The following is an 8958-nucleotide window of genomic DNA, read 5'->3' as shown; positions in this document are numbered from 1 at the left end:
TTATGATTAATTCTCACGATGATATGGTAGATTATATTATTGTTGAATTTGAAGACAGATTTGAAGTTTACTTAAATATTTATGACAACGGTAAAACACCGAACAGGGATTTCTTAGCTGAAGGACTCGCAAAGGACATGGAAGATGCAATGGAGATCGCGGTTCGAAATTTAGAGAAAATTGCTTATCAAAGCCATTAAATATTATATTTTAGCATCCCAATATGGGTGCTTCTTTTATGCGAACACTTGTTCGCACCACAATTGTAGGACGATAAAAATTTTTCCTACATTATATGCAAAAGTCCTAAAGAAAAATATAAAGAAATATACTTGCAACATGTAACTGCAAGGGAGATTTATTTTTAAAACATCTGTTAAAGCATTAGGCTCTTATATAGAATGTGGTTGATTTTCTTCTTAAACTAATATGGCAGGTTAGGTAAAGAAAAATAATTATATTAAGACATTACATATCCAATAATGGAACCAACCCGCCGTTTTAGTTTGCCTTAAAAAGCGGCGACATCGGGATCAGCAGTATGAGATTGTTTTGGGAATAGGAATCCTGTGGTGTAAGGTGATGATTGACCCTTTAATCGAAAACCTTTTTCAATTTCAACAGCAGCACGACGTGCATCTTCTACGGTTCGTTTGCCATTCACAATGTCGTTCATCAAATTTAAAGCCATAAAATTCGCTGCTTCTTGATCACATTTAGCAGTTGCTTCACCTGCCGTTCGGTTTGGATATAAACTACCATCAAACTGTGCTAATTCATCAAAAAATTGAACAGGTACTTTATAATCAATGGTTTGTTCTAAATAATCAAGATGGGGAGTCGGAGTGTTATGAGGTACTGTATCAAGATGAACAATCGAACGCTCCCAAGGACCATTGTTATACCAGATCATTCTTCTTGAACTTGCTTCATTAGGTAAACCATATTTATTGATTAACAAATAAACAGTATTTTTAGGTTCCCCAGTCCACCCTTCCAAAATTTGATCTAAAATTGGATGAATGCTGGGATGTTGACGGTTATAACCGCTAAAGCCATAATCCATTTAAAATACCTCCTGCCATATTTTATAATAGTCATTTGTCCATTGTTACAGTTGGCAAATTGAGAAACACAAACTAGAATGTGAATAATTGTACTACTATCCTGAAAAATAGTAATGGTAAAAGGCTTTTTGGAAATACGAAACTAAACCCTAATTGAATTAGCACCTGCGGTTCCTTTACAATCACCTGTACGAGAAAAAGGTAGTATGAATAAATAAAAAAAGTTTCACATTATCGAGTCCTTTCGGGGCTCTTTTTATTTTGTAATAGGAGAGTGAGTTATGTTTGATAATTTAATAAGTGTTTTTCTGAAGATGATTGTGAATAAAAGCCTTGTCTTAGGAGCTCTAACCGGTACGGTAGGAGCTTTTTTTGATTCAATGCTTCAAGCTAAGGGATTTGAGATGATGCATATTTATATTGCTGCAGCATTGGCGATAATCGTCTTTTCGGACTACGTTGTCGGTGTCCGTGTGGCTAAGAAAAACGATTCCTATAAAAGCAGCATTGGAATAGCTGCAGTAATTAGAGACGGTGTAATTTTCCTTGTAAATCCGAAACTTGTTCAACTAAAGAATCCGTTAGTTGAACAAATATATGAAAGGTTCTCCTTATGGAAGAACCTCTTTTTAATAGGATATTACAATTAGTAAAGAACTTTTTTATATACGTAAAATTATAAGGATAATGATCCAGAAATTTTTGAATAACGATGATAAATCAATCTTATTAGCTTCTCATTCTTACTGCATAAGGATAAATTGGATCTTTTAATTGAAATTCATAAGTAAGACCATCTACAATTCCAACTACTTTTTCGCTATCGTAAAGATCAAGCATAAATCCAGCCATTTCTTTGGCTGTATGGTATTTAGGAAGAAGTCCTTCAAACTTAACATTTTCTTCTAAATCATTCGATACTTTTGCAAATTCAGTTTCAGTTGCAGCAGGAGCTAATACTTTTGCTTGCATGCTTGCACCTTTTTCTTTTAATTCATGTGCAAGCCCTTCAGTAAAGGCACTTACATAGAATTTAGAAGCACAGTATGTGATGGCATTTCCAATAATCGTATAACCCCCGCCTGATGAAACGTTAATTAATTGTGTTCCTTCAACTGATGAATAGTCACGCACATAAAGAGAAGTTAAAATAGTTAAAGCCTCGATATTTAAATTAAGCATTGTCTCAATTTTAGTTAAATTTTGATCTCCAACTGATGCAAAATTACCAAATCCTGCGTTATTAATCCACGTTTCAATTTCATATCCCTCTAAATCTTCATATAATGTATAAGCATTTTTCGTATTTGATAAATCAACTGTTTTTATAACGACATCTAATTCTGCATTTACTTTCACGATCTCTGTTTTTAGTTTTTCAAGCTCCTCAGTTCTACGTGCCACAATGACTAAATTTTTACCGCGAGCAGCAAAAGCAAGAGCTGTTTCGTAACCAATACCAGAACTTGCACCTGAAATAACTGTATATTTTTTCATTTTATTGCCTCCTAATATTTTGTTATACTAACAAAAATTGATTGTTAACTTTTACGGATTTATTATAGTGGTTAGAGTAAACTCTAAGTCAAGCCTATTTTTTACACTTGATTAGCATTGGTTAAAAATGGAGGGTTTTATGTATACAATTGGCGAAGTGGCACAACTAGTAGGAGTTAGTACACATACATTACGTTACTATGAAAAAGAGAATATCATTCTTCCAGATCGGAATGAAAATGGAGAAAGAAAATATACTGAATCGCATCTTCAATGGCTAAAATTTGTTTTAAAATTAAAAGAGACGCAAATGCCGATCACAAAAATCAAAGAGTATGCCTTCTTGTATACTGAAGGAGAACATACAGCAATTAATCGATTAAAACTATTAGAAGATCATAAAAGTTCCATCGAAAACCAGTTAAAGACACTGAAAGAAACGAATAAAATGTTAGAACATAAAATTACTTCATATAAAGAAATGATTTTGAAAAGAAATGAAGTAGATACAAAAGCATAATATTATATGAAAATGAAATATTCTTTAGTATTATTATATTTAGGGTAAATAACGTAAAAACATAATAAAAGGAACGCATGTATTAGATGTATTTAATATGTGCGTTCCTTAATTAATTGTTATTGAACTAAAGCACCCGTTAGCCATCCATGAAGCGCAAAAATCAACGCTTCACCACAGAGAATGAAAATGGTAATGAGGGAATAAACTACTGGATCAATCTTTTTTTCAAAACATGCTCTGTCTTTTTGTTCGGTAAACTTCCCCGTTCAAAATAATTCATCTCTGTTAATTCAATAATATAATTATAGTTATCAATCGAGTGCTGGATGGATTCCAATTGCTCATTGGATAGGTTTTGAGCCTCTAACATCTTTACCAAATTCATTTTATTTTTTTCAAGACATAAGATTACCTCTAAATAATCCATACTTCAACATCCTTTCATATAAAAATAGAATATTAGCTTAAAACCCATAGACTAATGTCTTGAATGGTAAATTGTAAGCGGTATCTTTTTTGTTACATTTATTTTAATCCACGAAGTGATATAAGGAGCATTGTAGCTGTTGCGAAATGGTGTCGTCTTCGTTACGGAATTGGTACAGATTTGAGGCCTTTGCCCTTTAAAGAAAAGCACTACCTCGCTCCCTGTCAAATCCTTTTTAATTTTGTAAAAATTTAATTTATTTTTATACAAATTACGACAAATTTCCTAATGATCAATCAAATACAATAGTACTAATTCAATGGAGAAATGTAAGGAATTGATTTACATTAGGGAGGAGACGTCTTTGAGAAATGCAGTTTATTTACCAGTCAGACAAATACATAGAAAGCAATTTATTCCGTTTAAACAGCTCTTTAACTGGAAAACAATAATCATTGTTGCGATATTGCTGATTGCTTCTGTAGTTGCAGGATTTTTATATCATCAGGCAAGTTATTTCAATAAGAATATTGCCATCAATGAAGTAAAAGTAGGGGGAATGACTGCTGCCAAAGCTCTGAATAAACTAGAATCATCCGTATTAAAAAATGATATCTATATTGGAAAGGAAAAAATATTTAATGGAAAAGATACTAAATCGGGGTTTTCCAATAAAGACCTGACCAATGTCAAGAAAATATTAAAACAGCAAAAAACATTTTTTCCTTCATCGAAGGCAAAACATTATTCGCTTGTGCCGGTTAAAGCAGATTCGTACCATAGCCAAACCATGAAGAAAATCTTAGAGGATAAGCTAAATACAATAAATACAAGTTTAAAAGGTTCCAAGGATTCGTTGGTCTTTATGAAAAATGGAAAGATTATTACACCAGATAGCAAAGACGGAAGGCTCATTGATGTCGACGGAACTGTTAAGGAATATCAGAAAAAGGCATATAATCGTGTCATCCATTTGAATCCTGTATACATACAGTCCAAAAAAGCAGATCGTGAAGTTGTAAAAAAGGAAGAAAAAATGTTGCAGGAGCTATTGCTTCGAAACGTTGATTACGTACTTCAGGGGCAACCTCATACAATGAAAGGCAGCGAAGTTATTAAAAATGCATCCCTTTCTAAAAAAATGCAGTATGTAATTGACCCGAGCGGAATTAAAGACAAGATTGACGAATTGAATCGGTCCAAATCAACCTTAAATAAAAATTACAAATTTAAAACCCAATCAGGAAAGGTTATTTCCGTAAAAGGAGAGTCCTACGGCTGGGCAATCGATGTCGATGAAGAAACGAAGCGGATTGTGAAAGCATTTGAAAAAGGAGATAAATCGATTACAGCCTATAATATTTATGGTAAGGGATGGAGTACGTACGGCGTGGGCTATCATGTAACTACCAATAATGGTATTGGTGATACATATGCAGAAGTGTCCCTTAAGGACCAACGGATTTGGATTTATAAAAATGGCCAATTAAAAGTGACAACCCCAGTTGTAACAGGCTGGCATGGAGTGAATCAAGACACTCCAAAAGGCGTTTGGTATGTCCATTATAAAAAATCCCCATCTATTCTGAGAGGCAGCGAAGTGGGTAACCCGAATTACTCTGTAAAAGTAACTTATTGGGCACCTTTTACCTTGAGTGGTGTTGGGTTTCATGATGCCGGTTGGCGGAGTAACTGGGCGAGTAATGCCTATCTAACCAATGGATCTGGTGGATGTGTGAACATCAAGCCAGATGTCATGCAGACTGTTTATGCGAACCTGGTTCAAAATGAGGCGGTTATTGTTTATTAAGGAAATGGTATATATAAAATTGGAATAAAAAAGCAGATTGAAGCCTTCAGCAGAGGGCTTTTTTTGCGATCGCAATCGTTTTTAAAAAAAAGCCTTGAAAAAGATTAAAATTCCTAGAGATATACTTGAAATTATTCGTTAATAGGTATACAATTTTAAATTGTGATATCATTTTATTATTGTGTTAATAGTGTTTAAAATTCATTTCTTTACCAACAAGATGAAAAGGCAGGCTAATAGAAATATAGACTGCTAACCAATTTTTTTATCTGCTGCCAAACGAAAGGGGAATTCGATATGTTAGATGTTATGGAAAAACCTGTAGACGCAAAACAAGAACGACTCGATGTGCTTGACCAGCTATTAAACCCTGAGGTTCAGGAATCATTAACCACTTTAGTGGAACAGCTTCCAAGACTGACTGAACTTGTGAACTTATTAACAAAGTCTTATGATTTTGCACAATCTGTTGCAACGGATGAGATCTTAAAAAATGATACAGTTGGAGCCATTAAGGAAATTGCAGAACCAGTTAAAGATTCTGTGAAAAACCTTGCTGCAACAATTATTGAAGCAAAAGACCGTGCGGAAGAAAGCAATGAAGTAATCGGCCTTTTTGGACTTTTGAAAATGATGAAAGACCCACAAGCTCAGAAACTTTTCCGTTTCTTTAATGCATTCCTTGAAGTTTCTGCAAAACGTTCAAATAAATAATTCTTAATTATATTATCATCCAAAAGGACGGGGGAAATACTATGTCAAAGAAAATCGTCATTTTAGGTGCCGGTTATGGCGGACTATTAGCTGCAATCAATATTCGTAAATATTTAAATAAAGATCAAGCACAAGTTACGGTAGTGAATCAATTCCCTACACACCAAATCATTACTGAACTCCATCGTTTAGCTGCAGGAAACGTTGCTGAACAAGCAGTAGCGATGCCTTTAGCGAAACTATTTAAAGGAAAAGATATTGATCTTCGAATCGCAAAAGTTGAATCTTTTTCCGTTGATAAAAAAGAGGTTAAGCTTTCAGATGGCTCTAATTTAACTTATGATGCACTTGTTGTTGCATTGGGAAGCAAAACTGCTTACTTTGGTATCCCAGGATTAGAAGAAAACAGTATGGTTTTAAAATCTGCGGATGATGCCAATAAAATTTATCAACATATCGAAGAACGCATAAGTGAATATGCTAAAACGAAAAATGAAGCAGATGCAACTATCTTGATTGGCGGCGGTGGATTAACCGGTGTTGAATTAGTTGGTGAAATCGCTGATATTATGCCGAAGCTTGCTAGAAGCTATGGTGTAGATCCAAAAGAAGTGAAATTACTTCTAGTAGAAGCAGGTCCGAAAATTCTACCAGTATTGCCAGATGCTTTAATTGAACGCGCAACTGCAAGTCTTGAATCACGTGGGGTTCAATTCTTAACAGGCCTACCTGTAACAAATGTAGAAGGAAATGTTATCGATTTAAAAGATGGACAAAAGATTGTTGCCAATACATTTGTATGGACCGGTGGGGTACAAGGTAATCCTCTAGTTGGTGAATCTGGTCTTGAAGTAAACCGTGGCCGTGCAACTGTAAATGAATTTCTACAATCAACATCCCATAAAGATGTATTTGTTGTCGGTGACAGTGCCGTTGTCTTTGGCCCAGAAGGTCGTCCATTCCCGCCAACTGCGCAAATTGCTTGGCAAATGGGTGAGCAAACTGGATATAATGTATATGCATTCTTGGAAAATAAATCCTTTAATGAGTTTTCTCAAGTTAACTCAGGAACCCTAGCAAGCTTAGGACGTAAAGATGCTGTTGCGTCCATTGGTGCCAATGCTATTCCACTAAAAGGCATGCCAGCATCCTTAATGAAAGAAGCAAGTAATGTTCGTTACTTAACACATATTAAAGCATTGTTCAGCTTAGCTTATTAATTTGTTTTTTATAACTCTAAAGTGCTAAAGTAAAATTGTTGCAATGGATAACCCTTTAGTACTATAATAACTATGGCTTTCTTATTAAACCACAGTGTCCCGACAACACTGTGGTTTTCTTTTTTCAAAGTAATTAATACAGTGTTTTTCTCAGATTCACATCAGAAAGATGTAGTATCTTATTTTTAGTTTTAATATAGAAAAAGGAAATTTACCCAAAAAGTAGAATATAATTAGGAAGTAAATTTTTTAAGACGTTTTTATTTTCATTTAAACAGCTTAGAGTGTGTCACGGCATAATTCATTATATTTTGTCACTGGCACCTCTTTTTTAGTGGTTTGATTTACTTGAAGAATTTAGGAATATAATAATAAATGGGATAAATAACAAGGAAGAATCCTTCAATTGGTTAGGAGGGCGTATGAAACAAAACAAATATTTAATTGCAGACTATTGGAGAAATAAAATAAGGCAAGAAGAAGAATTATGGGATGGCCTATTCGACAACCAACCAATATCGCAAAATTCTCTTATTATTAACCCTGTAATCCTTAACGCTTATAGTGATCAATCAGAAAATGCTTGGGCTGTTTATCCTAACCCACAAAGTGTCCTCGGATTTTTAAAATTCATTTATCTTCCAACAGCTTTTATTGGAATCATAAAACCTGAAATGGAGTACCAATATTATTTTGATGATGACCTGTTGGATTTATTGGAAGAATTCAAGGATGAAAATCCAGAAAACATAGACCTGATTACCAAAATGGAGAAGTTATATTTCTCATTAGAAGAAAGTTGGGATGAAGAACATCATTTATGTCTTGAAAAATTAAAAAGATGGACCGAGGGTTTTAATGGAGATTGGTTGAAAATAAATGCAACCGCAGTGTCCTTTCATGTTTTCAGCTCTCCAGAGGAGGCTGCAAAATATATTATTCAAGTTTATGAAGAGGATTTAGGAATCGATTTCCTTGAAAATGATCTTGGTATCACAAAAAATGAATTATTAAAGATTTCAGGTGAAGAGATTTTTAAAAATGCCTTTATGAAAAGAAGGTTTACGGACATATTAACCAATCGATTAAAGGTCGCATTTTGATGAAAAGCAAAATCCAGATACACAAAAAAGGGCAAAATAAATGACGCTTTCAGCGGGAAGGTGATCCTTAGCGTCCAACACCTTTGTATTATGTAATATTGGTAAAGTTTAGAATCCGAGAAGGATTATTTAATAAATAAAGTGAAATACAGGAATTTAACAAAAAAGAGGCTTCTGGGATTACCAGGTTTTTTTGAGTAGGTAAGTTAGAGATGGTGTTCCATCCTTAACCTGGTTGCAGAGAGATTTTTGAATGATTAAGGATGGACTTTAAAGTAGGGGGCCAAGTTCATTGAGGGTAACTTGGTTAAAGTCAGTCTGGGCAAATTTTCAAAAAAATATAACCTTTCATGCACAATACGAAAAAATTGTGCAGATTGTGAGAATAGAACTCAATCTTCATGAATAGTGTGAAATAAAAAAGCGCCAAGAATGACGCTTTGAAGATGAGTGAAAAGTGAAATTATGCAGTAGCTTACTCAAGAATCGGGTGCGATTGTTGAGCAACATGGGTGAAAAATAATCAAACATAAAATTTACTAAATAAGCATCCATTTTGACCAATCTATTTTTCAAAATGAATGCTTATTATTTACG

10 protein-coding genes are annotated in these 8958 nt (G+C 34.1%); 7 read left to right on the top strand and 3 right to left on the bottom strand.

Annotated elements, in window-relative coordinates; all coding sequences use genetic code 11:
- On the top strand, positions 1-200 hold a 200-nt coding region (locus BIV60_RS29735; protein ID WP_071356514.1), incomplete at its 5' end, for a hypothetical protein.
- A 311-nt stretch (positions 201-511) separates the two neighbouring features.
- On the opposite strand, the gene BIV60_RS14890 is transcribed toward BIV60_RS29735, so the two are convergent.
- On the bottom strand, positions 512-1066 hold the full coding sequence (locus tag BIV60_RS14890) for a hypothetical protein (protein WP_071356513.1): 555 nt from the start codon (positions 1064-1066) through the stop codon (positions 512-514).
- A gap of 282 nt (positions 1067-1348) precedes the next feature.
- Between BIV60_RS14890 and BIV60_RS14885 the strand changes: the two genes are divergently transcribed.
- Positions 1349-1717: a phage holin family protein gene (locus tag BIV60_RS14885; RefSeq protein ID WP_071356512.1), complete on the top strand. Its 369-nt coding sequence runs from the start codon at positions 1349-1351 to the stop codon at positions 1715-1717.
- A 79-nt stretch (positions 1718-1796) separates the two neighbouring features.
- On the opposite strand, the gene BIV60_RS14880 is transcribed toward BIV60_RS14885, so the two are convergent.
- On the bottom strand, positions 1797-2564 hold the full coding sequence (locus BIV60_RS14880; protein WP_071356511.1) for an SDR family NAD(P)-dependent oxidoreductase: 768 nt from the start codon (positions 2562-2564) through the stop codon (positions 1797-1799).
- A 139-nt stretch (positions 2565-2703) separates the two neighbouring features.
- Between BIV60_RS14880 and BIV60_RS14875 the strand changes: the two genes are divergently transcribed.
- On the top strand, positions 2704-3084 hold the full coding sequence (locus tag BIV60_RS14875; RefSeq protein WP_071356510.1) for a MerR family transcriptional regulator: 381 nt from the start codon (positions 2704-2706) through the stop codon (positions 3082-3084).
- 208 nt (positions 3085-3292) lie between these two features.
- On the opposite strand, the gene BIV60_RS14870 is transcribed toward BIV60_RS14875, so the two are convergent.
- A complete protein-coding gene (locus BIV60_RS14870; protein ID WP_071356509.1) occupies positions 3293-3514 on the bottom strand; it encodes a DUF3896 family protein in 222 nt (73 codons plus the stop codon).
- Positions 3515-3833: 319 nt separating this feature from the next.
- On the opposite strand from BIV60_RS14870, the gene BIV60_RS14865 reads away from it, so the two are divergent.
- From BIV60_RS14865 to BIV60_RS14850, 4 genes are all read left to right on the top strand, one after another.
- Entirely contained in the window at positions 3834-5324 is a 1491-nt protein-coding gene (locus BIV60_RS14865; RefSeq protein ID WP_083402263.1) for a L,D-transpeptidase family protein, read from the top strand.
- A gap of 297 nt (positions 5325-5621) precedes the next feature.
- Positions 5622-6038, top strand: coding sequence for a DUF1641 domain-containing protein (locus BIV60_RS14860; RefSeq protein ID WP_071356507.1), 417 nt, complete (start codon positions 5622-5624; stop codon positions 6036-6038).
- A gap of 41 nt (positions 6039-6079) precedes the next feature.
- On the top strand, positions 6080-7258 hold the full coding sequence (locus tag BIV60_RS14855; RefSeq protein ID WP_071356506.1) for an NAD(P)/FAD-dependent oxidoreductase: 1179 nt from the start codon (positions 6080-6082) through the stop codon (positions 7256-7258).
- Between the two features lie 422 nt (positions 7259-7680).
- A complete protein-coding gene (locus BIV60_RS14850) occupies positions 7681-8361 on the top strand; it encodes a hypothetical protein (protein ID WP_071356505.1) in 681 nt (226 codons plus the stop codon).
- Positions 8362-8958: the final 597 nt, after the last annotated feature.

Source organism: Bacillus sp. MUM 116 (assembly GCF_001866655.1).
Lineage (GTDB): Bacteria > Bacillota > Bacilli > Bacillales > Cytobacillaceae > Neobacillus.
Note: the sequence above shows the minus strand (reverse complement) of the source record. Positions and strands in the feature narration are given on the sequence as shown.

What these genes read in the sequence shown, in the direction of transcription:
- BIV60_RS14875 (WP_071356510.1), top strand. Translation starts at nt 2,704, where the DNA reads ATGTATACAATTGGCGAAGTGGCACAACTAGTAGGAGTTAGTACACAT.
- BIV60_RS14890 (WP_071356513.1), bottom strand. Translation starts at nt 1,066, where the DNA reads ATGGATTATGGCTTTAGCGGTTATAACCGTCAACATCCCAGCATTCAT.
- BIV60_RS14850 (WP_071356505.1), top strand. Translation starts at nt 7,681, where the DNA reads ATGAAACAAAACAAATATTTAATTGCAGACTATTGGAGAAATAAAATA.
- BIV60_RS14865 (WP_083402263.1), top strand. Translation starts at nt 3,834, where the DNA reads ATGGAGAAATGTAAGGAATTGATTTACATTAGGGAGGAGACGTCTTTG.
- BIV60_RS14870 (WP_071356509.1), bottom strand. Translation starts at nt 3,514, where the DNA reads ATGGATTATTTAGAGGTAATCTTATGTCTTGAAAAAAATAAAATGAAT.
- BIV60_RS14880 (WP_071356511.1), bottom strand. Translation starts at nt 2,564, where the DNA reads ATGAAAAAATATACAGTTATTTCAGGTGCAAGTTCTGGTATTGGTTAC.
- BIV60_RS14885 (WP_071356512.1), top strand. Translation starts at nt 1,349, where the DNA reads ATGTTTGATAATTTAATAAGTGTTTTTCTGAAGATGATTGTGAATAAA.
- BIV60_RS14855 (WP_071356506.1), top strand. Translation starts at nt 6,080, where the DNA reads ATGTCAAAGAAAATCGTCATTTTAGGTGCCGGTTATGGCGGACTATTA.
- BIV60_RS14860 (WP_071356507.1), top strand. Translation starts at nt 5,622, where the DNA reads ATGTTAGATGTTATGGAAAAACCTGTAGACGCAAAACAAGAACGACTC.